This is a genomic window from Microbacterium sp. ZW CA_36 (assembly GCF_044987475.1).
Classification (GTDB): Bacteria; Actinomycetota; Actinomycetes; order Actinomycetales; family Microbacteriaceae; genus Microbacterium.
Map to the genome: position 1 here is coordinate 1 of NZ_JBJDRL010000026.1, position 24,020 is coordinate 24,020.

Below are 24,020 nucleotides of genomic sequence, written 5' to 3' on the forward strand. Positions count from 1 at the left end.
GGCGGGGGGGAGCCGGTCGGCGGCGGCAGTGGGGATGAGGCCGGCGCGCTCCGCGGCGCGGAGCGCCCCCAGGGTCGACGTCGTCCGCATTTCGGGCACGGCGTGCGCGTGCTGCAGCTGGAGCAGCTGCACGAGCCACTCGACGTCGCTCAGCGACCCCGGACCCAGCTTGAGGTGCCGCGACGGATCGACGCCCTGCGGCAGTCGCTCGCTCTCGACGCGTGCCTTGATCCGCTTGATCTCGCGCGTCGCCGTCACGTCGACCCGTTCCGGGTAGCGGACCTGGTCGGCGAGCTTCATGAAGTCGTCGATGAGCTTCACGCTGCCTGCCACGCCCCGGGCGCGCAGGAGGGCCTGCGCCTCCCACGACAGCGCCCATCGGCGGTAGTACTCGGCGTACGCGTCGAGCGAGCGCGCCAGGGGGCCGTTGCGGCCCTCGGGGCGGAGATCCGCGTCGAGCTCGAGCGGCACGCGGTGGTCTTCCGAGTAGGTGCGCAGCGCGGCGACGAGTTTCAGGGCCAGCTCGCTCGCGCGCTGCGGGTCGACGCCGTTCGGGCGGTAGACGTACATCACGTCGGCGTCGGAGCCGAAGCCGAGCTCGGCGCCGCCGAAGCGTCCCATCGCGATGACCGAGAAATCCAGCGCGGCGTCTTCGGGCGGGACGATCTCGCGGCGCACGGCTCGCAACGTCGCCTGGATCGTCACGTCGGTGATCGTGGTGAGGGCCGCCGCGACCTCCTCGATCGTGACGCTGCCGAGGATGGCACCCATGGCGATCCGCAGCTGTTCGCGCCGCCGCAGTGCGCGTACGGCGCGCATGGCTTCGGTGATCGTGTCGTGCCGCGTCTGGATGGCGCGCGCCTCCTGCTGCAGGGCCCGTCCGGAGCGCGGACGAAGGAGCTCCGGGTCGTCCAGCCACGCGGCCGACTCGGGGATCCACTCGATGAGCTCTCCGACGTACCGCGAACCCGACAGCACGCGGGAGAGACTCTCGGCGGCCCCCGAGGAGTCGCGCAGCATGCGCAGGAACCAGTGCGTGTCGCCCAGACGCTCGCTCAGTCGGCGGAACGCCAGCAGGCCGTAGTCGGGGTCGACCCCGTCGGCGAACCACCGGATCATGACGGGCATGAGGTGGCGCTGGATGGTCGCCTTGCGGCTGAGCCCGCTGGTCAGGGCGGCGATGTGGCGGAGCGCCCCGGCGGGATCGGAGAACCCGATCGCCGCGAGGCGGTCGTGCGCCTGCGCCGTCGACAGCACGCGTTCGTCCGCGGGCAGGGCGGCCACCGCCGACAGCAGCGGGCGGTAGAAGAGGCGGACGTGGATGTCGCGCACCTCGCGCTTGACCGACTCCCACAGCTGCCAGATGCCCTCGCCGGTGTCGGCGAGCCCGGTCGCACGGGCGAGCACACGACGCTCTTCAGGCCGCGAGGGCATGAGGTGCGTGCGGCGCAGCTGGCGCAGCTGCACGCGGTGCTCGAGCAGCCGCAGCACCTGGTAGTCCCGTGAGAACGCGGATGCCTCGGCACGGCCGATGTAGCCCTCGGTCACGAGCGCGTCGAGGGCCTCGAGCGTGCCGCGCTGGCGGATCCTGTCGTCGGACAGCCCGTGAACGAGCTGCAGGAGCTGCACCGTGAACTCGATGTCGCGGATGCCGCCGGGCCCCAGCTTGAGCTGGTACGGCACGTCGGCCGCGGGGATGTGCTCGGTGACGCGCTCGCGCATGCGCTGCACGCTGTCGACGAAGTTCTCCCGGGCGGCGCTGGTCCAGATCTTGGGCTGGACAGCCGCGGTGTAGGCCCTGCCGAGCTCGTCGTCGCCGGCGATCGGACGCGCCTTGAGCAGCGCCTGGAACTCCCAGCTCTTCGCCCACCGGTCGTAGTACGCCAGGTGCGAGTCGAGCGTGCGCACGAGCGCGCCCTGCTTGCCCTCCGGCCGCAGGTTGGCGTCGACCTCCCACAGCGGCGGCTCGATCTCGACGCCCGAGATGCCGCGCATCGTCTGGACCGCGAGGCGGGTCGCGATGTCGACGATGCGGCTCTCGCCGAACTGCTCGAGGGCGTCGCCCTGGCCACCCGCCACGAAGATCACGTCGACGTCGCTGACGTAGTTCAGCTCTCGCGCACCGGTCTTGCCCATCCCGATGATGGCGAGCTCGGTGCGCGCGACCTGATCGCGCGGGAAGAGGCCAGCGCCGACCGCGCCACCCGACACACGGGTGCGGGCGACCGCCAGGGACGCCTCGAGCGCGGCGCCCGCGGCATCCGCGAGCCTTGCCGACACCGACGCGATCTCGTCGACCGGTGACGGGCTCAGCAGGTCGTACGCCGCGATCCGGGCGAGCATGCGGCGGTAGCGCACCCGCAGCGCGACCCAGGCGCTCTCGCCCCCATCTGCCGCGAATCCGTCGACGGCGCCGACAGAGTCGAGGAGCTCGGCGCGGAGCTCGGCCGCGGTGGGCAGTCGCTCCCCCGCGCCGTCCAGCTGATCGACCTCCGACGGATGACGGAAGAAGAACTCCCCGAAGCCGGTCGACGCGCCCAGCAGTGCCCAGAGGGCGCGCCACGCGCCGTGTCGCGAGCGCGCGCGCTGCACCGGCGCCGCATCCCGTCGTGCCAGGCGCGCCAACGACTGCAGCGCCTCGTCGGGGTCCGCCGCGCTGCCGGCGCCGTCCAGCAGTTCGTCGCGGGGCGCATCCACGAGCTCGGAGAGCTCGGACAGGAGCGCCTCGGCATCGGTGAGACGGCTGAAGCCCAGGCGAGCGAGCGGGGTCAGAGAACCCGGTCGCTCGCTCGCGGACATGCGTCAGCCGGTCTCAGAGCATCTCGAGGTTGCTCTTGAGCTCGAACGCCGTGACCTGCGAACGGTACTCCTGCCACTCGCGGCGCTTGTTGAGGAGCACGTAGTTGAACACCTGCTCGCCGAGCGTCTCGGCGACCAGCTCGGACTCCTCCATGTACTCCAGCGCGTGGTCGAGGCTCGCCGGAAGCGGCGCGTAACCGAGCGCCCGGCGCTCGGCATCCGTCAGCGACCAGACGTTGTCCTCGGCCTCGGCGGGCAGCTCGTACTCCTCTTCGATGCCCTTGAGCCCGGCGGCGAGCATGAGCGCGAAGGAGAGGTACGGGTTCGCCGCCGAATCGAGCGCGCGGTACTCGACGCGCGACGACTGCCCCTTGTTGGGCTTGTAGAGCGGAACCCGCACCAGGGCCGAGCGGTTGTTGTGGCCCCAGCAGATGAAGCTCGGCGCCTCGTCGCCGCCCCAGAGGCGCTTGTACGAGTTGACGAACTGGTTCGTCACCGCCGAGATCTCGTTGGCGTGACGCAGCAGACCCGCGATGAACTGGCGGCCGACCTTGGAGAGCTGGTACTGGGCGCCCTCCTCGTAGAAGGCATTGACGTCGCCCTCGAACAGCGACATGTGCGTGTGCATGCCGCTGCCCGGCTTGCCGGTCATGGGCTTCGGCATGAACGTCGCGTACACGCCCTGCTCGATCGCGACCTCTTTGATCACGGTGCGGAACGTCATGATGTTGTCGGCCGTGGTGAGCGCGTCCGCGTAGCGGAGGTCGATCTCGTTCTGGCCCGGGCCGCCCTCGTGGTGGCTGAACTCGACCGAGATGCCGAGGTCTTCGAGCATGCGCACCGAGCGCCGGCGGAAATCGTGGGCCGTCCCGCCGGGCACGTTGTCGAAGTACCCCGCGGAGTCGACGGGCTCCGGGCCCTCCGTCCCGAAGGACGAGGACTTCAGCAGGTAGAACTCGATCTCGGGGTGCGTGTAGAACGTGAAGCCGGCGTCCGCCGCCTTCGCCAGCGTCCGCTTGAGGACGTGACGCGGATCGGCGACGGCGGGCTGCCCGTCGGGCGTGGTGATGTCGCAGAACATCCGCGCGGTCGGGTCGATCTCGCCCCGCCAGGGCAGCGTCTGGAACGTGGTCGGGTCGGGGTGCGCCAGCAGATCGGACTCGTAGGACCGGGTCAGCCCCTCGATCGCGGAGCCGTCGAACCCGAGTCCCTCGCTGAAGGCTCCCTCGACCTCGGCCGGTGCGATGGCCACGGACTTCAACGTGCCGATCACGTCTGTGAACCACAGCCGTACGAACTTCACGCCTCGTTCTTCGATGGTCCTCAGAACGAAGTCACGCTGCTTGTCCATCGCGTCCTCTCCGGTGCCCGATCCGCCCGACATGTCTGTCTGACCGCGGTCGAAGCCAGACTACTGGTCGTCGCCGGACTCTCCGGACACCGTGTCGGTGCCCCAGGAGTCCTCGCGGGCCTCTTCGGCCGCCCACGCGCGGGAGCGTTCGCGGATGACCTCGGGCGCCTTGGCGGCCTCCTCCGGAGTGTCGAACGGGCCGGCGCGATCGGGCGCGGGCGACTCGAAGCCCTTCTCGACCTCTCCGGTCTTGAGGTTGTACCAGTACTTCTCGCTGTCGTTGGCCATCTCGCCCTCCTCGGATCGCGGGCCTGCTCGCCGCCAGCACGATCCTACTGACGCCGGGCCGCTCCGCAGGGGTCCCGTCGGCGTGGCTAGGCTGTCGGCATGGCATCTGACGCGGCACGCGCCGTCGGCGTGGACATCGGCGGCACCGGCATCAAGGCGGGCATCGTGGACCTCGAGCGGGGCGACCTGTTCAGCGACCGCGTCAAGGTCGCGACCCCCGAGGGGGCCCACCCGCCGGACGTGCTCGCCGCGGTCACCGAAGTGCTCTCGACGCTCGGCGTCGCCGACGACCACTCCGTCCCGCTGGGCGTCGCCTTCCCCGCGATCGTCAAGAACGGCCGCACGCTGTCGGCCGCCAACGTCTCGGACCAGTGGATCGACTTCGAGGCCGAGAAGTTCTTCGAGGACGGCCTGGGTCGCGACATCCACTTCGCCAACGATGCGGATGTCGCGGGCGTCGCGGAGGTGCGCTACGGGGCTGCGAAGGACCGGGCGGGGCTCACCATCCTCACGACGCTCGGCACCGGGATCGGCTCCGCGCTGCTATACAACGGCGTCCTCGTCCCGAATTCCGAGCTCGGCCACGTCCAGCGTGCCCGCCACGGGAAGGATGCCGAGGCCTATGCGGCCTACTCGGCCATGGAGCGCCACGAGCTCACCTGGGAGCAGTGGGCCAAGCGGCTGCAGTGGTACTACGGCCACATCGAGTTCCTGTTCAGCCCCGACCTCTTCGTCGTCGGCGGCGGCGTCTCGAAGCACGCCGACAAGTTCCTGCACCTGCTCGACCTCAAGACGCCCATCGTCCCGGCGGTGCACCGCAACAACGCGGGCATCATCGGCGCGGCCGCGCTCGCGGGCCGACCGGTCGTCTGAGGTCGCGCCCTCGCGCCGCCCCGGGACGGGGTCGGCGGAGAGGGCGAATGGGTCGGCCTGTACGCCGGGTTCTGTCCGGGGGCGTGAGCCCCGTGGACGGTCATCTCTCTCGGCGACACGTTGCCGTGCCGCTCCAGCGGCCTACCCGGGGACTCGGCGGGCCGCGTCATCATCCCCTGTCTGGCCTTGCTCCGGGCGAGGTTTGCCGTGCGGGTCGTGTCACCACGACCCCGGTGGTCTCTTACACCACCCTTTCACCCTTACCGGGACCGAGGTCCCGGCGGTCTGCTCTCTGTGGCACTGTCTCGCGGATCGCTCCGGGTGGGTGTTACCCACCGCCCTGCCCTGCGGAGCCCGGACGTTCCTCGGCGCGCGGCGGCGAACCGCCCGCGACGCGACCGTCCAGCCGACCCATTCGCCCCGCGAGTCTATCGCCGCCGCCCGGGGCGCAGCTGCGCGTCAGTCCTTGAGCGCGGTCTCGGCGATGTGCACGTCGAGCCGGAAGTCGAGCGGAAAGGTGCCGAAGAGCAGGTGCCCAGCGGATGCCGCGGCATCGGTCACGGCCTGGGCTGCGGCATCCGCGTGCTCCTCGGGAGTATGCACGATCACCTCGTCGTGGAGGAAGAACGCGAGGTGCGGCTGCCGCGCGAACGCCGGGCCCGAGCGGGGCGCAGCGTGCTCGGGCGCCACCGGGGCAAGCGCGGCGAGGCGTCCGCGGAGATCGGCGAGCCAGGCGAGCGCCCACTCCGCGGCGGTCCCCTGCACGACGAAGTTGCGGGTGAACCGGCCACGATCGCGGGCCCACCGCCACGCGCGGGTCTCTTCCGCACCGGATGCCTCCGCCTCGGTGGCGCGCGACTGCGCAGCCGACCACTCGAGGGAGGGAGCGGGCGAGGTGCGTCCGAGCCACGTGGAGACGGCGCCGCCGTCCTCGCCGACGCGCGCGGCGTCATCCACCAGGCCCATGGCGCGCGGGTACGTGCGGCGCAGGCGCGGGACCAGACGGCCGGACTCCCCCGTGGTCGCGCCGTACATCGCGCCGAGGATCGCGATCTTGGCCTCCTGTCGGGTGGCGACGGCCCCGCTCTCGACGATGCCCGCATAGAGATCGCGGCCCCGCGCTGCCGCGGCGAGGGCGGTATCGCTCGACATGGCGGCCAGGACTCGGGGTTCGAGCTGGGCGACATCGGCGACAACGAGACGCCAGCCGGGATCGGCGCGCACCGCCTCGCGCAGCTGACGAGGGAGCTGGAGGGCGCCGCCGCCCGATGATGCCCAGCGGCCGGTGACGACGCCGCCCGGGACGAAGACGGGTCGGAACCTCCCGTCCGCGACCCACTCGGAGAGCCACGTCCACCCGTTGGCGGACAGCAGCCGCGACAGTTTCTTGTACTCGAGCAGCGGCTCGATGACGGGATGCCGCTGCTCGGCGAGCTCCCAGCGGCTCGTGGATTCGACGAGCACGCCGGCGCGATGCAGCGCCCGCAGCAGCTTCGGCTGCGAGTCGAGGCTCGCCGTCGGATCGCCCAGCGCGGCGCGCACCCGCTCGGCGGCGTCGGCGAGCTTCGCCGGCTGGCCGCCTCCCGGTGGGCGCTCCCCCAGCGTCTCGACGAGGATGCGGTCGTGCGCCTCGGCGTCCCATGGGAGGCCGGCGGCCCTCATCTCCGACGCGACCAGTGCGCCGGCGGACTCCGCCGCGATGAGCAGCCGCAGCCTGCCCGCCTCGTGGCTGTCCGCGACGGCGGCACGCTGCCGGAGGAACTCGTCCAGGGCGGCGTCGGCGTCCGCGGGCGGGCCCGCGGGGCGGTGCGCCTGGTCGAGCTCGAACAGCGCAGGCGCCGCGTCCTCGGCATCGACGTAGGGGGCGGCATCCCATTGCACCGCCCGCCGCAGCGCGGCCGAGTCGCCGACCAGCGCCGAATCCCGGAGGATCGCGTGGCAGAGCCGCAGGTCGTGGCAGCGGGCGATGCGGATGCCGTCGGCGAGAACGGCGCCGTACCACTGCGGGGTGTCGTGCCAGACCCAGCGTGGCGCCCAGCGCGCCTCGCCGTCGGCGATCCACGACGTCAGTCGTGCCGGCTCGACCTCCTCGCGGCCCAGTTCGGCCGCGGACGCATCAAGCAGGATGGCGTGGACCGAGCTTCCGGTCCGCCCGAGGAGGATCCAGGCCGGAGCTTCAGCTGCGTCCACGCCGGCACAGTCCGGCTGCGCTCACAGTCCGGATTCGTCGTCGCGGACCAGCAGGCAGCCGCACTCCGGGCACGTGACGACCTCGTCGTCGGGGGCCTGGCGCAGCACCTGCAGGTCGGTGCCGGCGAGCACCATGTTGCAGCCTTCGCACGTGCGACGGCGCAGGAACGCAGCGCCGGAGCTGCGCACGGCGACGCGGTCGTACAGCGCTACGAGGTCGGCGGGGAGCGCGCCGGCGACCGCGGCGCGGTCGCGGGTGGCGGCCTCGAATGCGGCGGTCGCCTCGGCGACGGCGCGCTTGCCCTCGGCGCTGAGCTCGGCTCCCTCGGCGTTGGTCGTCGCGATCAGCGCCTCCTGCTCGGCGACCGCCGCATCCGCCGACTCGAGTCGCTCCATGACCGCGAGCTCCGCGTCCTCCAGATCGTTCTTGCGTCGCGCGAGCGCGGCGAGCTCGCTCTCGAAACCCTGCGCTTCCTTGGAGTTGGTGGATGCCGCGAGTCGCTGCGCGTCACGCGCGGCGCGGGCGTCGACGACGGCGACATCCGACTCGATGCGGGACAGCTCCGTACGCAGATCGTCGCGGGCGCCCAGGCGCGTCGTGAGCTCCTGCGAGAGCTGCTGACGACGGCCGAGCAACTCGTGGACGCGGCCGGCCTGCGGGGGGTTCTTGCGGGCGTTCTCCGCCTGGCGGATCCGGGCGTCGAGCTGGGCGACCTCGACGAGGCGGCGCTGGTCTGCGGGGCTGGCTTTCACGTGTCCAACCTACCGCGGGCATCGACGCCGCGATCGGTGACCGCCAGCATTCGAGGACCGGCGCAGCGTGACGACAGCGACGACGATCTCCGGCCGGACCGGGCGTGAGGATGGCGGTGGGCCCTGCCGGGATCGAACCGACGACATCCACGGTGTAAACGTGGCGCTCTACCAGCTGAGCTAAAGGCCCTCGCGGTCAGTCTACGAGGTGCGTCCGGTTCGTCCCGAACTCGCTAGGCTGGCAGATGGTGCGTTGTGCAGGGCTGACAAAGCCCGCGGCGCTCCGGTAGCGATTCCCTGGCATGATCTGCCAGACGACGAAAGGTCTTCTGTGACTGTCAACGATCAGGATCCGTACTCGCAGGAACCCCTCGACAGCGATCCCGATGAGACCTCCGAGTGGCAGGAGTCCCTCCAGCAGCTCGTGCAGGCGAAGGGCCACGGTCGTGGCCGCGAGATCATGCTGAGCCTGCTGCAGACCTCGCACGAACTGCAGCTGAACGTCCCGCAGGTTCCCACCACGGACTACATCAACACGATCGCCCCCGAGAACGAGCCCGAGTTCCCCGGCGACGAGGAGCTCGAGCGCCGCTACCGCCGGTGGATCCGCTGGAACGCGGCGGTCACGGTCCACCGCGCACAGCGGCCCGGCATCGGCGTCGGCGGCCACATCTCGACGTACGCGTCGTCGGCCTCGCTGTACGAGGTGGGCTTCAACCACTTCTTCCGCGGCCTCGACGACCCGACCGGCGGCGACCAGATCTTCATCCAGGGCCACGCCTCCCCCGGCATCTACGCCCGCTCGTTCCTCGAGGGGCGTCTCACCTCGGACCAGCTCGACGGCTTCCGTCAGGAGAAGTCGAAGGCGCCGAACGCGCTGCCTTCATACCCGCACCCCCGTCTCATGCCGGAGTACTGGCAGTTCCCGACGGTCTCGATGGGCCTCGGCCCGATCAACGCCATCTACCAGGCGATGTCGAACAAGTACCTCACCAACCGCGGGATCAAGGATCTCTCGAACTCGCGGGTGTGGGCCTTCCTCGGCGACGGCGAGATGGACGAGGTCGAGAGCCGCGGTCAGCTTCAGGTGGCCGCGAACGAGGGCCTGGACAACCTGACGTTCGTCGTCAACTGCAACCTGCAGCGCCTCGACGGGCCCGTCCGCGGCAACGGCAAGATCATCCAGGAGCTCGAGAGCTTCTTCCGCGGCGCCGGCTGGAACGTCATCAAGGTGGTCTGGGGCAGCGGCTGGGACGAGCTGCTCGCGAAGGACACCGACGGCGCGCTCGTGCACCTCATGAACACGACGCCCGACGGCGACTTCCAGACCTATCGCGCCGAGGACGGCGCCTTCATCCGCGAGCACTTCTTCGGCCGGGACGAGCGCACCGCCGCCCTGGTGAAGGACTGGTCGGACGACGACATCTGGGGCAAGCTCCGCCGCGGCGGCCTGGACTACCGCAAGGTCTACGGCGCCTACAAGGCGGCGACCGAGCACAAGGGCCAGCCGACCGTCATCCTCGCGAAGACGATCAAGGGCTACGGGCTCGGGCATCACTTCGAGGGCCGCAACGCGACCCACCAGATGAAGAAGATGACGCTGCAGGACCTCAAGTACTTCCGCGACTCGATGCGGATCCCGGTCTCGGACGCGCAGCTGGAAGAGAACCCGTACCTGCCGCCGTACTACAACCCCGGCGGGAACGACGAGACGATCCAGTACATGCTCGAGCGCCGCCGGGCGCTGGGTGGCTTCCTGCCGGAGCGCCGCACGCACCACGTCGGCCTGCAGCTGCCGGGCGACGAGGCGTACGCGCTGCCGAAGAAGGGCTCGGGGACGCAGGAGATCGCCACCACGATGGCGTTCGTGCGGCTCCTCAAGGATCTGCTGCGATCGAAGGACTTCGGCCACCGCATCGTGCCGATCATCCCCGACGAGGCGCGCACGTTCGGCATGGACGCGTACTTCCCGACCGCGAAGATCTACAACCCCCACGGCCAGAACTACACCTCCGTCGACCGCGAGCTCCTGCTCGCGTACAAGGAGAGCCCGCAGGGTCAGATCATCCACGTCGGCATCAACGAGGCCGGCGCGGTGGCAGCGTTCACCGCCGCGGGCACGTCGTACGCCACGCACGGCGAGCCGCTCATCCCGGTGTACGTCTTCTACTCGATGTTCGGATTCCAGCGCACCGGCGACGCGCAGTGGGCCGCGGGCGACCAGATGGCGCGCGGATTCATCATCGGCGCGACGGCAGGACGCACGACGCTGACCGGTGAGGGCCTGCAGCACGCCGACGGCCACTCGCACCTGCTGGCGTCGACCAACCCGGCCACCCTGTCGTACGACCCGGCCTACGGCTACGAGATCGCGCACATCGTCCGCTCGGGCATCGAGCGCATGTACGGCGGCAACCACCCCGACCCGAACGTCATGTACTACCTCACGGTGTACAACGAGCCGCTGGTCCAGCCCGCGGAGCCGGAGGGCGTGGATGTCGACGGCATCGTGCGCGGCATCCACCGCGTCTCGACCGCCGAGGGCGACGGCCCGAAGGCCCAGCTCCTGGCGTCGGGCGTCGGCGTGCCGTGGGCGCTCGAAGCGCAGCAGCTGCTGCGCGAGGACTGGGGCGTGCAGGCCGACGTCTGGTCGGTCACCTCGTGGAGCGAGCTGCGCCGCGACGGCCTGGCCGTCGACGAGCACAATTTCCTGCACCCCGAGGAGGAGCCGCACACCGCGTACCTCACCGACAAGCTGCGGGATGCCGCCGGCCCCGTCGTCGCGGTCAGCGACTTCATGCACGCGGTCCAGGACCAGATCCGTCCCTGGGTGCCGAACCGGTTCGCGACCCTCGGGGCCGACGGCTTCGGATTCTCCGACACGCGCGCCGCCGCCCGTCGCTTCTTCAAGATCGACGGACCGTCGGTCGTCGTCCGCACGCTGCAGGCGCTGGCCGAAGAGGGAGCGGTCGACCGCAGCCTCGCCGCGCAGGCGATCGAGAAGTACCGCCTGCACGACGTGACCGCGGGAACGAGTGGGAACGCGGGCGGCGAGAGCTGACCTGACGACGATGGGCAAACCCGCCGAGGTGATGGACAAGGTCGAGACGCTCGCCTGGCTGCGACGCATCTCGGGTGACCTCGCCACCGTCACGATCAAGCGCCTCGACGACACGCTGCCCTGGTACGCCGAGATGCCGCCGGCCCGACGCTCCGCCGTCGGGCTGGTGGCACAGGCGGGCATCACGTCGTTCATCCAGTGGTACGACGATCCCGCCTCCACGCCCTGGATCGCGGCCGACATCTTTGCGGCCGCTCCCCGGGAGCTCCTGCGGAGCGTGAGCCTGACGCAGACGCTGCAGCTGATCCGCGTGACGGTCGAGGTGACCGAGGAGCGGGTCGCAGGCAAGGGCGAGCATCTGCGGGAGGCGATCCTCTTGTACTCGCGGGAGGTCGCCTTCGCCGCGGCGGATGTGTATGCACGTGCGGCGGAGGCCCGCGGGCTGTGGGATGCGCGGCTCGAGGCCCTCGTGGTCGACTCGATCCTGACCGGCGAGGCCGACGAGGAGCTGCCGAGCCGCATCGCGGCACTGGGCTGGCACGGCCACGGCGAGGTCGCGGTGCTCGTCGGCACGACGCCCCCGCAGTTCGACGTCGACCAGCTGCGCCGCACGGCGCGCAAGCTCGGGGTGGACGTGCTGATCGGTGTGCAGGGCTCCCGCCTGGTGCTCGTGGTGGGGCGCGCCGAGCCGGCCGCCATGGCCGAAGACGCCGTGGCAGACCTGCCGTTCGCCGAGATCGCCCGACGCCTGGAGCCCGGGTTCGGAGCCGGGTACCTCGTGCTCGGTCCCACGGTGCCGGCGCTCGTGGACGCGAGCCAGAGCGCCCGGGCGGCGCTGGCGGGCTTCGCGGTCGCGAGGGCGTGGCGTCACGCGCCCCGCCCCGTCGAGGCGGACGACCTGCTGCCGGAGCGCGCCCTGGCCGGAGACCCCCTCGCCAAGCTCACCCTCGTCGATCGCATCTACCGGCCGCTCCAGGCGCACAGCGCCGACCTGGTCGCTACGCTGTGGGCCTACCTCGACAACGGCCGCTCGCTCGAGGCGACCGCCCGTGAGCTCTTCGTGCATCCGAACACCGTCCGCTATCGCCTCAAGCGCGTGTCGGAGGTCATCGGCTGGGACGCGACCGGCCCCCGTGAGGCGCTGATCCTGCAGACCGCGCTGATCCTCGGTTCCATCGGCACGGATGCCGCCCGCCGCCGCCCTCCGGCGGCGCGACGCGGCGCCGGCTGACGTCGAGGGCGACCCGACGTGTGGACCCCGCACAAAGGCAACCGCGATTCTTGTGACGGTGTCGCCAGAACCCCCTCCACGATCCTTGACAGGATGGAACGGTGAGAATCGCGGTCTTCCCCGGGCAGGGCTCCCAGTCCCCCGGCTTCCTGGCACCCTGGCTCGACGCGGACGGCGCAGCCGATCGGCTCGCCCAGTACTCCGAGTGGTCTGGCGTGGACCTCGTCGCCGCCGGCACCGAGTGGGATGCCGATCGCATCCGCGACACGCAGGTGGCGCAGCCGCTCATCGTCGCCGCGAGCCTGCTGTCGTGGAACGCGCTGCCCGACCGTGAGCGCATCGCCGGCGTCGCCGGTCACTCCGTCGGAGAGTTCGCCGCAGCCGCTGCGGCCGGCATCCTCAGCGAGCGGGCCGCATTGACGCTCGTCGGCATCCGGGGTCGCGCCATGGCTGAAGCCGCCGCTGCCGCCGAGACCGGCATGAGCGCGGTGATCGGCGGCGACGAGGCCGCCATCCTGTCGCGCCTCGACGAGCTCGACCTCGCGCCCGCCAACTACAACGGCGGCGGCCAGCTCGTCGTCGCCGGTGCTCTCGATGCGCTCCAGGCGCTGGCGGCGGAGCCGGTCGCCGGTACCCGCGTCATCCCGCTGCAGGTCGCGGGAGCCTTCCACACCCGCTACATGGCGCCGGCCGTCGAGGCGCTGCGCGCCGCAGCGGCCGAGGTCGCGGCATCCGATCCCGACGTCCTGCTCTGGACCAACCGCAACGGCGCGCCCGTCGCCTCGGGCCGCGAGTTCGTCGACCTTCTGGTCGATCAGGTCGCCTCGCCGGTGCGCTGGGACCTCTGCATGGCGTCTTTCGCCGACGCCGGCGTGTCGGGCATCGTGGAGCTGTCTCCGGCGGGGACGCTCGTCGGGCTGGCCAAGCGCGCGCTGCGCGGAGTGCCGGCCGTCGCCGTCAAGACGCCCGATGACCTGGAGGCCGCCACCGCCCTGGTGGCCGTCGACGCATGACCGGAGTATCCGCATGACCCGCATCCTCGTCCAGCCCACCGGTGCCGCCCACACGCGCATCTACGCGTACGGCGCCGCCCGTGGCGAGATCGCCGTGCCGAACGACGACCTCATCGGTCCGATCGACTCGAGCGACGAGTGGATCCGCCAGCGCACCGGCATCATCACGCGCACGCGCGCAGTGCCCGAGACCGATGCGATCGACCTGGCGACGGATGCCGCCCGCGAGGCGATCGAGCGCTCCGGCGTCGACCCGTCGCAGGTCGACGCGGTCATCGTCGCCACCATCAGCAACCCGAAGCAGACCCCGTCGGTGTCGGCCATCGTGGCGGACCGTGTCGGCGCCAACCCCGCGGCCGCGTACGACCTGAACGCCGCATGTGCGGGGTTCGCATACGGCGTCGCCCAGGCGGACGCCCTCATCCGCGCGGGCGCCGCGCACTACGCGGTCGTCATCGGCACGGAGAAGCTCAGCGACGTCGTCGACCCGACCGACCGGAGCATCTCGTTCCTGCTCGGCGACGGCGCGGGCGCGGCGGTGATCGGCCCGAGCGACTCCCCCGGCATCGGCCCGACGGTCTGGGGCTCCGACGGCTCGAAGGCCGACGCGGTGGGCATGAACTACACGCTGACCGAGTTCCGCGACGGCACCGCGCCCTGGCCGACCCTGCGCCAGGAAGGCCCGACAGTCTTCCGCTGGGCGGTGTGGGAGATGGTGAAGGTCGCCCGACAGGCTCTCGAAGCCGCAGGGGTCGAGGCGGCCGACCTCGCCGCGTTCGTGCCGCACCAGGCCAACATGCGCATCATCGACGAGTTCGCCAAGCAGCTGAAGCTTCCCGACACGGTGCTGATCGGCCGCGACATCGAGACCACCGGCAACACGTCGGCGGCCTCCATCCCGCTCGCGACCCACCGCCTGCTGGAGGAGCACCCCGAGCTGAGCGGCGGCCTGGCGCTCCAGATCGGCTTCGGTGCCGGGCTCGTGTTCGGCGCGCAGGTGGTCGTGCTCCCCTGACCCGGCGGAGCACGACCCTAGACTGAGACGGCCCGTTCGGGCCCCCGCAACCCCTAGAAAACAGGAGAACCCCATGGCATTCACCAACGACGAGGTCCTCGCCGGACTCGCGGAGCTCATCACCGACGAGACCGGGATCTCGGCCGACGAGGTCGCCCTCGAGAAGTCGTTCACCGACGACCTCGACATCGACTCGATCTCGATGATGACGATCGTCGTCAACGCTGAGGAGAAGTTCGGCGTCACCATCCCCGACGACGAGGTCAAGAACCTCAAGACCGTCGGCGACGCCGTCACCTTCATCACGTCGAACCAGGCGTAAACCCTCCGGTGGGGGCTGCGGCCCCCACCGGCGCATCCATGAGGATCTAGAACGACATGAGCAACTCCCGCATCGTCGTCACCGGCATCGGCGCATCGTCGCCGCTCGGCGGCACGGCACCCGAGAGCTGGTCCGCGCTCCTGGAGGGCGTCTCCGGCGCCCGCACCCTCGAGCACGACTGGGTCGAGAAGTACCAGCTGCCGGTCACCTTCGCCGCGGAGGCGAAGGTGCGTCCCGACACGGTGCTCGAGCGTCCCATCGCCAAGCGGCTCGACCCTTCCTCCCAGTTCGCGCTCGTCGCTGCCATGGAGGCGTGGGCGGATGCCGGCAGCCCGGAGATCGAGCCGGAGAGACTCGGCGTCGACTTCGCCACCGGCATCGGCGGACTGCACACCCTACTCGACGGGTGGGACACCCTGCGCGAGAAGGGCCCTCGCCGCGTTCTGCCGATGACCGTCCCCATGCTCATGCCCAACGCGGCGGCCGGAAACCTCTCCCTTCACTTCAACGCCCGCGCCTACGCGCGCACGGTCGCCAGCGCCTGCGCGTCGAGCACCGAGTCGATCGTCAACGCCATCGAGCACATCCGCGCCGGCTACGCCGACGTCGTGATCGCCGGCGGCACCGAGTCCGTCATCCACCCCGTGACCATCGCCGCGTTCTCCTCGATGCAGGCGCTCTCCCGTCGCAACGACGATCCGGCGACCGCCTCGCGGCCTTGCAGCGTCGACCGTGACGGCTTCGTCATGGGCGAGGGCGCGGCGGTCCTCATCCTCGAGACCGAGGAGCACGCGCGTGCGCGCGGCGCCAAGATCTACGCGGTCGCGGCCGGCGGCGGCGTCACCGCCGACTCGTACCACATCACCGCCAACGATCCCGAGGGGCTCGGCGCATCGCGCGCGGTGCGCCTGGCGCTCGAGATGGCGGATGCCTCTGCCGACGATGTCACGCACATCAACGCGCACGCCACCTCGACGCCCGTCGGCGACCCGAACGAGTACACGGCGCTGCGGTCGGTGTTCGGCGACCGGATCGACGAGATCCCGGTGTCGGCCACCAAGGCGTCGACCGGTCACCTCCTGGGCGGCACGGGCGCGCTCGAGGCGATCTTCACGGTGCTGGCCCTGCAGGACCGCGTCGCTCCGCCGACCATCAATCTGACGACGCAGGACCCCGAGGTCCCGTTCCGCATCTCGGGCACTCCCACGCCGCTCGGAGACGGGCCGCACCTCGCGATCAGCAACTCGTTCGGCTTCGGCGGGCACAACGCGGTCGCCGCGTTCGCCTCGATCTGACACTGCCGGATCGACCGCGCCGGCCCGCGCAGCGGGTCGGCGCGGGTCGACCTCCGTCACGCGAAGACGCCCCCGGTGAAGCCGACCGGGGGCGTCTGTCGTGTCAGGCGGTGGTTCGCGGTCCCGCTGCCCGGGATTCACGGCCTCCGAGCCTCGGTAGTGGCGCCTCGCACCGCCTGCGTCTGAGAGAGTCTCAGCCGACCTTGTGCAACCAGACGACGGGCGCGTCGTCGCTCGCGTGCCGGAACGGCTCGAGCTCTTCGTCCCATGCGGCGCCGAGCGCGACATCCAGTTCTCGCCGCAGCTCGAAGGCGTCGCTGCCGGCGATCTCCATCGCGTAGCGGATGCGGTCCTCGCCGATGACGACGTTGCCGGCGGTATCGGTCTGGGCGTAGTGGATGCCGAGGCCCGGCGTGTGCAGCCAGCGGCCGCCGTCGCTGCGGGGCGTCGGGTCCTCCGTGACTTCGAAGCGCAGGTGCTCCCAGCCGCGGATGGCCGTCGCCAGAGCCGAACCGGTGCCGGCGGCGCCCTCCCAGTAGAACTCGGCGCGGCGGCTGCCCGTGAGGACGGGCTGATCGACCCAGTCGAAGCTGACCGCTCGGCCGAGTGCTCGGCCGACCGCCCACTCGAGGTGCGGGCACAACGCCCGTGGCGCGGAGTGGATGAAGATCACCCCACGCGCTTTTTGTGTCGCCATGATCTCTCCGTTCGTCAGGTGCGTCTTCCCCTACGACCTGTGACGGTGTCATGACGTGCTGTTCGGTTGTGCTGCCGCCATTATCGCCGAGAGGGCGGGGAAATCACAAGCCTGTGATTTCCCCGCCCTCTCGGGTCGGAACGAGGAGGCTCAGGCCTCGCTCATCGCCTGGACCTCGGCCTTGCCCTTGGCCGCGTAGTACGCGGCGCGGGCGGCGTCGCGGCGCGCCTGCTCGGCCTGGCCGGCGTCGAGCACGTCCTGCGCGACCTCGACGTAGTCGGTGGTCGGCTTGCCGTGGTACTTCTCGATGTAGGCGTCGAGCTCGGGGCCGGACTCCCACGACGTGATGAGGCAGTAGCGCGCCTCGTCGCCGGTGTGGTGGACCGCGTGCCACAGGCGCTGCGTGTCGACGATCAGCTGGGCGCCGGCCGGAAGGGCGACGCGGTACTCGATGCTGGGGTCGGTGCGGTTCTCGCGCAGCACGAAGTAGCTGTTCTTGTCATCGGTGAGGTTGAAGAAACCGCGGACGACCCAGCCGGTGCCGTCGGGGTTGAGCCGGTTGTTGTCGTCCTGGTGCAGGTTGTACAGCGCGTCGGCGTACGTGTTGGGCTGCAGTTCGATGACGCGGCAGCGCCCCACGTTGGCGCCCGGCTCCTGCGCGCGACGCGTCATGTCCGGCGCCTTCTCGACCTGCGACGGGATCCAGACGCCGTCCTTGTCGGTGCGCGGCGGCGTGTGGTTCCAGAACCCGTTGCACTCGATCTCGCCCTTGGCGGAGGCGAGCGGCGCGAAGCGGGTGTCACCCGACGACTTCCAGTCGACGTATTCGATGGAGAGCCATTCCTTCGGATCGAGCTCCCGGTCGTAGGGATCGAGGACCACGAAGCCGGTCTCATCGAGAGCGGCAGACTTGATGTAACCCATGACGAATCATGCCTTTCGGTCAGTGAGCCAGCACGTTTTAACAGGCTCAACTTAGGCAAGCCTACCTCGGGCCCCTGGAGGCTCCTCAGGACCGCGCCGTGAATAACCGGCGGGCGTCCGGGCCGCCGGTTCGTCGTGATGCGCCCCCTTTAGAATGGACGGGCCATGGTCACTGCCACGAATGTCGACGCCACAGCGGTCAACACCATCGGATGGCTCTCGGCCGCGGATTGGACGATCGTCGTCCCCGTCTACCAGCGGCAGTACCGGTGGGACATCGGCGGATGCGAGCAGCTGCTCTCCGACATCCGCGCGGTGGCCGACCTCGATGATCGCCACATGCACTTCATCGGCTCGATCCTCTCTTCGGCCAGCGGGGAGGGCGAGGATGCCGAGCTCGTGCTGATCGACGGCCAGCAGCGGACGACGACCCTCATGCTGCTCGTCGCGGCGCTGCACCACACCGTCCGCGAAGCGGATCCGGAACTCGCCGATCAGCTGCAGCGCGTCCTCGTCCACTCCCACGATGCGACGCGCACGAAACTCCGCCCGCATCGCGCGTGGGCGTCGATCTTCGAGCGCGTCGTGCTCGACCTCCCGCTCCCCCACGGTGAGCAGCGCGACTCGCGATTCGACGACAACTACGCCTTCTTCCGCAGTCAGATCAGCCTCGACGAGGCGCCCCACATCTGGCGCGGTCTGCAGAAGCTCGAGCATGTGGCGATCACCCTCGGCATCGGCGCGAACGCGCAGCAGATCTTCGAGAGCCTCAACTCGACCGGCGAGCCGCTGCGCGACCACGAGCTCATCCACAACTACGTGCTGATGGGCCTGAACCACGCCGAGCAGCGCGAGATCGAAGCAGAGTACTGGCAGCCGATCGAGCAGAACACCGGCGACTCGATCGCCGAGTTCTGGCGGCAGTACCTCGTCATGAGAACGGGGCGCGAGGTGACGGTCGTCGGAGGGCGCGGCGTGTACGAGGCCTTCCGTCACGAGTTCCCCCGCCTGGAGTTCGCCGACCTGCTGCGTCACGCCGCCGAATGGCGCGAGCTGTCCCGCGTCTACCGGGTGCTGCTGCATCCGAGCGAGGCCCCGGATGCCGAGATCACGCGCCAGCTCTCCCACCTCAGCACCTTCGGCACCGGCATGTACCCGCTCGTCATGCGGGCGTACAGAGACTTCGAACTCGGTTCCATCGCGCGTGACGAGCTGATCGAGACGCTCGAGATGGTGCAGTCGCTCCTGGTGCGACGTGCGGTCGTCGGCACCGGAGTCGACCGCCTCGTGGCGCGCCTCTGCCGGGCGCGTGAGCAGGGCCGTGAGGCGCTGGTATCGGCGATCTCGCGCATCACTCCGTCGGACGAGCGCGTCGCGGTCGCGCTGAAGTACTCAGAGCTCCCCCACGCCCGGTATGTGCTCGGTCGCCTCGCCGGGGTCGACGGTGCCGGTGGGCTCGACGTCGAGCACATCTTCCCGCTCGCACCCGGTGATGCCTGGTCGGGCGACGGCGTGCGCGAGTGGGCGTCGTACAGCGACGACGAGCAGAACAGTCATCGCGCCCTCGCGAACACGCTCGGCAACCTCACGGTCCTCGAGGAGGACCTCGCGCTGCGCGCCTGGGACCGCTCGTTCCCCCAGAAGCAGGCGCTGTACGCCCGGAGCACCGTCGGGACGACGGCGGCGCTGGCGGAGCTGCCCGCGTGGGGCACGGCGGCGATCGCGCAGCGATCGATACAGCTCACGAAGCGCTTCGTCGAGGTGTGGAGACGGCCCGGCGGTCCCGCGATCGACGACGACGGGCTGACCCCCATCCTCGACGCCGTCCGCCGGCGAGGGTGGCCGCCGGGATGGCACCGCGAGTGGTCGTACGTGGAGTACTGCGGCGAGCACTGGGAGGTGCCCGACGTCAAGTACCTCTTCAACCGCGTCTTCAAGCGGCTGTGGGCGGACTCCCGCGACGCCGTCGTCGCGTACAGCGCGCGACGCGGCGGACCTGTCTACACCGCGCAGTCGTGGAACGGTCAGTGGGATCGCCTCGACGACGAGCACTCGCTCTACATGGGATGGGACTCCAGCTACATGCTGAGCGCGGTGCAGGGCGTCCTCGAAGAAGCAGGCCTCGCCGCCGAGGTCTTCGTCAAGTACTCGTACATCGGCAGCGCGATGTGAGGAGGGGACGGATGCCTCGGCTCGAGGCATCCGTCCCCCTCATCGTGGGTCGCGCGCGGAGTCACTCGAACGTGACGGTCGCGCTCTCGTTGTTCAGCACGATCACCGGGGTGATCGAAGGGTGTCCCGCTGCCTCGATCTTCGCCAGGTCGAAGCGGAGCAGCGGCGTGCCGGCCGTGACCTTCTGCCCCTTCTCGACGAGGGTCTGGAAGCCGTCGCCCTTCATGCCGACCGTGTCGATGCCGACGTGGATCAGCAGCTCGGTGCCGTCGCCCAGGACGAGTGCCACCGCGTGACTGCTGTCGAACGTGGCCCCGATGGTGCCGTCCGCGGGAGCGACCACCGTGTCGCCGGTCGGCTCGATCGCGACGCCCGGACCCATGATGCCCTGCGCGAAGGTCGGATCGGGCACCGCGGACAGCGGAACCACGCGTCCCTCGAGCGGCTGGCGCAGCCTCACGGTCGTGGTGGCGGGGGTGTCGGTGAGCACCGCTGTGGCGCCTGCGGCGGGAGCGATGGCAGGCTCGGGCGCGGCGCCTGCAGGTACGGCGACCTCCCCCGCGATGATCTGCTCCATCGCATCCTTCACGAACTGGACGTTCGTTCCGTAGACGACCTGCACCGACTTGCCGCCGGGCTTCATCGTGCCTGCGGCCCCGGCCCGCTTGAGAGCCGTCTCGTCGACCTTGCTCGGGTCTTCGATCTCCATCCGCAAGCGCGTTGCGCAGTTCTCGAGTTCGAGGATGTTCTCCTTTCCTCCGAGCGCATCGATGAACCGGCTGCCCGTGACCAGGTACTTGTCGTCGGCCGCGTGCGTGTCGTACTCCGTGCCCTCGCCGAGGATGTCGTCGTCTTCACGGCCCGGCGTCTTCAGGTTGAACCGCTTGATGAAGAAGTAGAACACCACGAAGTAGATGAAGAACCAGAACACACCCATGACGGGGATGAGCCACGGGTTCTGCGCCATCGGGTTCATCCAGTTGAGGACGAGGTCGATGAAGCCCCCCGAGAAGCCGAAGCCCATGCGCACCGGCAGGATCTGGCTGATGGCCATCGAGATGCCGGTGAACAGCGCGTGCGTGACATACAGGACCGGGGCCAGGAACATGAAGGCGAACTCGAGCGGCTCCGTCACGCCGACGAAGAACGACGAGATCGCGCCGGCGAGCAGGATGCCGTAGGCGAGCTTCTTGCGCGTGGTCTTGGCCGTCAGGTACATCGCGAGGGCCGCACCGGGCAGACCGAACATCATGATGGGGAAGAACCCGGTCATGTACTGGCCGGTGACCCCGTAGGTGCCTTCGCCGGAGAGGAAGTTGTTGAGGTCGTTGATTCCGGCGACGTCGAACCAGAACACGGAGTTGAGTGCGTGATGCAAGCCCACGGGGATGAGCAAGCGGTTCAGGAAGCCGTAGATGCCGGTGCCGAAGGGGCCGAGCGTGACGATCCACTCGCCGAAGGTGACGAGTCCGCCATAGACCCACGGCCAGACGAAGTACAGCACGATGGCGACGACGAGCGAGAAACCCGCCGTGACGATCGCGACCGAGCGCTTGCCCGAGAAGAACGACAGCGCGTCAGGCAGCTTGGTGTCCTTGAAGCGGTTGTAGCAGAACGCGCCGATCAGGCCGCAGATGATGCCGATGAAGACGTTCTGCACCCTCAGGAAGGAGGGATCGACCTCGTTGACGTCTGCCACGCCTGTGTAGAGCGCCACCGTCTCCGGCTTGAGGAGCGTCGTCACCACGAGCCAGGACACGAGCCCGGCCAGCGCCGAGGTGCCGTCGGACTTCTGTGCCATCCCGAGTGCGATGCCGACGGCGAACAGCAGCGCCATGTTGTCGAGCAGCGATCCGCCGGCGGCGCCGAGGAATGCCGAGACGAGGTTGGGACTCTTCCCGCCATTGCTGATCCAGTAGCTCAGGCCCGACAGGATCGCGGCGACCGGCAGCACAGCCACCGGCAGCATGATCGATCGGCCGAGCCTCTGCAAGAACTTCATTGTTCGCCTCCACGAGGGGCCAGGGGACAGGTGATGTCGATGACGCTACAGGCAAACGCGGGCCTGCGGCACTGGGTTCCCCTCCGAAAGTAAGGATGGTGAACGAATCCGGCACCGGCGTTCTCGGCGACACCTGCCGCGCGAACAGAGAACCGCCGCAACCCGTGGGGCAGCGGCGGTCTCCTCGTTCGTAGGGCGGGTGGGACTTGAACCCACGATCGTCGGGTTATGAGCCCGCTGCCTTCACCAGCTTGGCCACCGCCCCTCGGCACTGAGTGCGCAGACGAGCCTACCGGTCCGCCCCGTGCCGCGCGTGCGTCAGCGCTTGCCCGGGTCGTCGAGGCGGTCCTTGACCGGCGGCTCGGGCCACACCTTCGACACGGCCTCCGTGACCTTGACCGAGCCGGTGCGCGGGTGCGCGGCATCCGATGTTCCCCCGTCGCTCCCCCGCTGGATCGGCAACTCCTGGCTCTCGCTGAGCACCTGCGGATGATGTCGGGCGAGCTGGAACACCCCCCAGACCGCGACGGCGCCGACGACGGCGAACGAGATGTAGACCCACAGCGGGGCGCCCGCGACCTCTTGGAGCACCGTCAGACCGATGATGATCGCGACGATCGGGTCGACGACGGTGAGCCCGGCGACGACGAGATCGGGTGGACCCGAGGCGTAGGCGCTCTGGACGAAGTACGCGCCCACGATGGCGCCGATGATGAGGGCGGCCAGGCACGCGAAGGTGAGCCAGTTGAAGTCGCTCTCCTTGACGCGCTCGATGACGACCTTGGCCAGCGTCGCGACGAAACCGTAGATGACACCGGCGGCGATGATGTAGAACAGCGCGCCCATGCGCTTGCGCAGCCAGATCCACAATCCCGCGAACACCAGGGTGACGACGAGCAGCAGGACCAGAATCGTGATCAGCTGCCCGTTCGAGACCGGCTTCTCGGTCGCGAAGAGGGCCGCGATGGTGACGAAGACGAAGATGCCGCCGACGCAGGCCGCGATCGCGATGAGCGAGCGCTTCGTCGGCCTGTGCCCGCTGATCTGCGCGTTCAGCAGCGTCGTGATGACCAGGGCGACCGCACCGAGCGGCTGCACCACGATGAGCGGTGCGAAGAAGAGGGCCGAGAGCTGGCAGACGATGGCGAGCGCGAGCATCACCGTGCCGATCACCCACGACGGGCGGGCCAGCAGCTTCAGCAGATGACTGGGCCCCAGGCCCTGGCTGGAGTGCCCGCCGCTGAGGCGCTCCACCTTCGTGACGCCGCGGTGCTGGTACTGGGCGCCGAACGACATGAACACTGCGCCCAGCAGGGCGAGAGGGATGCCGATCAGGATGCCGGGGTTCTGGAATGCGCCGACGAGCTGATCGCCGACGTCCTCGAGTTCCACCGCAGTCCAGACCACGTATCGACACTAGCCGCCGACACCGGTCGATAGGCTCAAGGCGTGGCTGTTCTCCCGATTCGCATCATGGGCGATCCCGTCCTGCACGCCCCCGCGTCCGTCGTCGAAGAGATCACGGACGAGATCCGCGCACTCGTCGCGGACATGTTCGAGACGATGGATGCCGCACCCGGCGTGGGCCTCGCGGCCCCTCAGGTCGGCGTGCCGCTGCGCATCTACACGTACACGTATGCCGACGACGACGGCGAGCCCTGGCGCGGGGTGATCATCAACCCCGAACTGTGGATGCGGCCCCTCGAGCCCGGTGCACCCGACCCCGACGAGGAGTCGGAAGGGTGTCTGTCGTTCCCGGGCGAGCGGTTCCCACTGCGCCGCTCGGAGGAGGTGCTCGTTACCGGCATCGACCTCGAGGGCGCGCCCGTGAGCGTGCAGGTCGACGGATGGCGGGCGCGCATCATGCAGCACGAGTTCGATCACCTCGACGGCATCCTCTACGTCGATCGCCTCGACGACGGCGACTGGAAGACCGTGCAGAAGATCGCCCGCAAGCGCGGCTGGGGCCGGCCGGGCAGCGCCTGGACTCCGGGCCTGGACGACATCGAAGCCTGATCCTCACCCCGGGAGATA

At 69.9% G+C, this 24,020-nt stretch carries 18 protein-coding genes, 2 tRNA genes and 1 other RNA gene; 9 read left to right on the forward strand and 12 right to left on the reverse strand.

All coding sequences use genetic code 11. The features are described 5' to 3' along the window. The 3 genes from ACI3KX_RS12415 to ACI3KX_RS12425 all read right to left on the reverse strand — a co-directional run. Positions 1-2,799 (reverse strand): bifunctional [glutamine synthetase] adenylyltransferase/[glutamine synthetase]-adenylyl-L-tyrosine phosphorylase (locus ACI3KX_RS12415; RefSeq protein ID WP_404909922.1); only part of this gene is annotated, 2,799 nt, incomplete at its 3' end. 13 nt (positions 2,800-2,812) lie between these two features. Then, positions 2,813-4,150 (reverse strand): type I glutamate--ammonia ligase, encoded by a 1,338-nt coding sequence (glnA, locus tag ACI3KX_RS12420; RefSeq protein ID WP_349427487.1) that lies wholly within the window; start codon positions 4,148-4,150, stop codon positions 2,813-2,815. A gap of 60 nt (positions 4,151-4,210) precedes the next feature. Then, entirely contained in the window at positions 4,211-4,438 is a 228-nt protein-coding gene (locus tag ACI3KX_RS12425; protein WP_349427486.1) for an SPOR domain-containing protein, read from the reverse strand. Positions 4,439-4,537: 99 nt separating this feature from the next. Between ACI3KX_RS12425 and ppgK the strand changes: the two genes are divergently transcribed. After that, positions 4,538-5,311, forward strand: a complete 774-nt coding sequence (gene ppgK / locus ACI3KX_RS12430; RefSeq protein ID WP_404909923.1) for a polyphosphate--glucose phosphotransferase — start codon at positions 4,538-4,540, stop codon at positions 5,309-5,311. A 44-nt stretch (positions 5,312-5,355) separates the two neighbouring features. Here the strand turns inward: ppgK and rnpB are convergent. The 4 genes from rnpB to ACI3KX_RS12450 form a co-directional block, all read right to left on the reverse strand. Beyond that, positions 5,356-5,725, reverse strand: an RNA gene (rnpB, locus tag ACI3KX_RS12435) — RNase P RNA component class A. A 45-nt stretch (positions 5,726-5,770) separates the two neighbouring features. After that, positions 5,771-7,501 (reverse strand): bifunctional 3'-5' exonuclease/DNA polymerase, encoded by a 1,731-nt coding sequence (locus ACI3KX_RS12440; protein WP_404909924.1) that lies wholly within the window; start codon positions 7,499-7,501, stop codon positions 5,771-5,773. Positions 7,502-7,522: 21 nt separating this feature from the next. Beyond that, complete coding sequence (locus ACI3KX_RS12445; protein ID WP_349427483.1) at positions 7,523-8,254, reverse strand: C4-type zinc ribbon domain-containing protein; 732 nt, start codon at positions 8,252-8,254, stop codon at positions 7,523-7,525. A gap of 117 nt (positions 8,255-8,371) precedes the next feature. Beyond that, positions 8,372-8,444, reverse strand: a tRNA-Val gene (locus ACI3KX_RS12450). Positions 8,445-8,585: 141 nt separating this feature from the next. On the opposite strand from ACI3KX_RS12450, the gene aceE reads away from it, so the two are divergent. The 6 genes from aceE to ACI3KX_RS12480 all read left to right on the forward strand — a co-directional run bounded on the left by aceE (position 8,586) and on the right by ACI3KX_RS12480 (position 16,191). Then, positions 8,586-11,315 carry a pyruvate dehydrogenase (acetyl-transferring), homodimeric type gene (aceE, locus tag ACI3KX_RS12455; RefSeq protein ID WP_363357342.1) on the forward strand — a complete coding sequence of 910 codons (2,730 nt, stop codon included), beginning with the start codon at positions 8,586-8,588 and terminating at the stop codon, positions 11,313-11,315. Between the two features lie 10 nt (positions 11,316-11,325). After that, positions 11,326-12,546, forward strand: coding sequence for a PucR family transcriptional regulator (locus ACI3KX_RS12460; RefSeq protein ID WP_404909925.1), 1,221 nt, complete (start codon positions 11,326-11,328; stop codon positions 12,544-12,546). 101 nt (positions 12,547-12,647) lie between these two features. Beyond that, positions 12,648-13,559, forward strand: coding sequence for an ACP S-malonyltransferase (locus ACI3KX_RS12465; protein ID WP_404909926.1), 912 nt, complete (start codon positions 12,648-12,650; stop codon positions 13,557-13,559). Positions 13,560-13,572: 13 nt separating this feature from the next. Further along, positions 13,573-14,574, forward strand: coding sequence for a beta-ketoacyl-ACP synthase III (locus ACI3KX_RS12470; RefSeq protein ID WP_363357340.1), 1,002 nt, complete (start codon positions 13,573-13,575; stop codon positions 14,572-14,574). A gap of 73 nt (positions 14,575-14,647) precedes the next feature. Further along, positions 14,648-14,896 (forward strand): acyl carrier protein, encoded by a 249-nt coding sequence (locus tag ACI3KX_RS12475; protein WP_013586517.1) that lies wholly within the window; start codon positions 14,648-14,650, stop codon positions 14,894-14,896. A gap of 56 nt (positions 14,897-14,952) precedes the next feature. After that, complete coding sequence (locus ACI3KX_RS12480) at positions 14,953-16,191, forward strand: beta-ketoacyl-[acyl-carrier-protein] synthase family protein (RefSeq protein ID WP_404909927.1); 1,239 nt, start codon at positions 14,953-14,955, stop codon at positions 16,189-16,191. Positions 16,192-16,384: 193 nt separating this feature from the next. Here ACI3KX_RS12480 and ACI3KX_RS12485 read toward each other — a convergent pair whose 3' ends face one another. After that, complete coding sequence (locus ACI3KX_RS12485; protein WP_363357338.1) at positions 16,385-16,888, reverse strand: DUF3145 domain-containing protein; 504 nt, start codon at positions 16,886-16,888, stop codon at positions 16,385-16,387. Between the two features lie 150 nt (positions 16,889-17,038). Further along, positions 17,039-17,812 carry a hypothetical protein gene (locus ACI3KX_RS12490; RefSeq protein ID WP_331911596.1) on the reverse strand — a complete coding sequence of 258 codons (774 nt, stop codon included), beginning with the start codon at positions 17,810-17,812 and terminating at the stop codon, positions 17,039-17,041. A 165-nt stretch (positions 17,813-17,977) separates the two neighbouring features. Here ACI3KX_RS12490 and ACI3KX_RS12495 point away from each other — a divergent pair, with 165 nt between their 5' ends. Continuing rightward, positions 17,978-19,984: a DUF262 domain-containing protein gene (locus ACI3KX_RS12495; protein WP_404909928.1), complete on the forward strand. Its 2,007-nt coding sequence runs from the start codon at positions 17,978-17,980 to the stop codon at positions 19,982-19,984. Between the two features lie 61 nt (positions 19,985-20,045). Here ACI3KX_RS12495 and nagE read toward each other — a convergent pair whose 3' ends face one another. The 3 genes from nagE to ACI3KX_RS12510 form a co-directional block, all read right to left on the reverse strand. Then, entirely contained in the window at positions 20,046-21,986 is a 1,941-nt protein-coding gene (gene nagE, locus ACI3KX_RS12500; protein WP_363357336.1) for an N-acetylglucosamine-specific PTS transporter subunit IIBC, read from the reverse strand. Positions 21,987-22,177: 191 nt separating this feature from the next. Next, positions 22,178-22,251 (reverse strand) — tRNA-Ile (locus ACI3KX_RS12505). Between the two features lie 53 nt (positions 22,252-22,304). Beyond that, positions 22,305-23,393 (reverse strand): DMT family transporter, encoded by a 1,089-nt coding sequence (locus ACI3KX_RS12510; protein WP_404909929.1) that lies wholly within the window; start codon positions 23,391-23,393, stop codon positions 22,305-22,307. Between the two features lie 42 nt (positions 23,394-23,435). Here ACI3KX_RS12510 and def point away from each other — a divergent pair, with 42 nt between their 5' ends. Next, complete coding sequence (def, locus tag ACI3KX_RS12515) at positions 23,436-24,002, forward strand: peptide deformylase (protein ID WP_349427464.1); 567 nt, start codon at positions 23,436-23,438, stop codon at positions 24,000-24,002. Positions 24,003-24,020 lie beyond the last annotated feature (18 nt).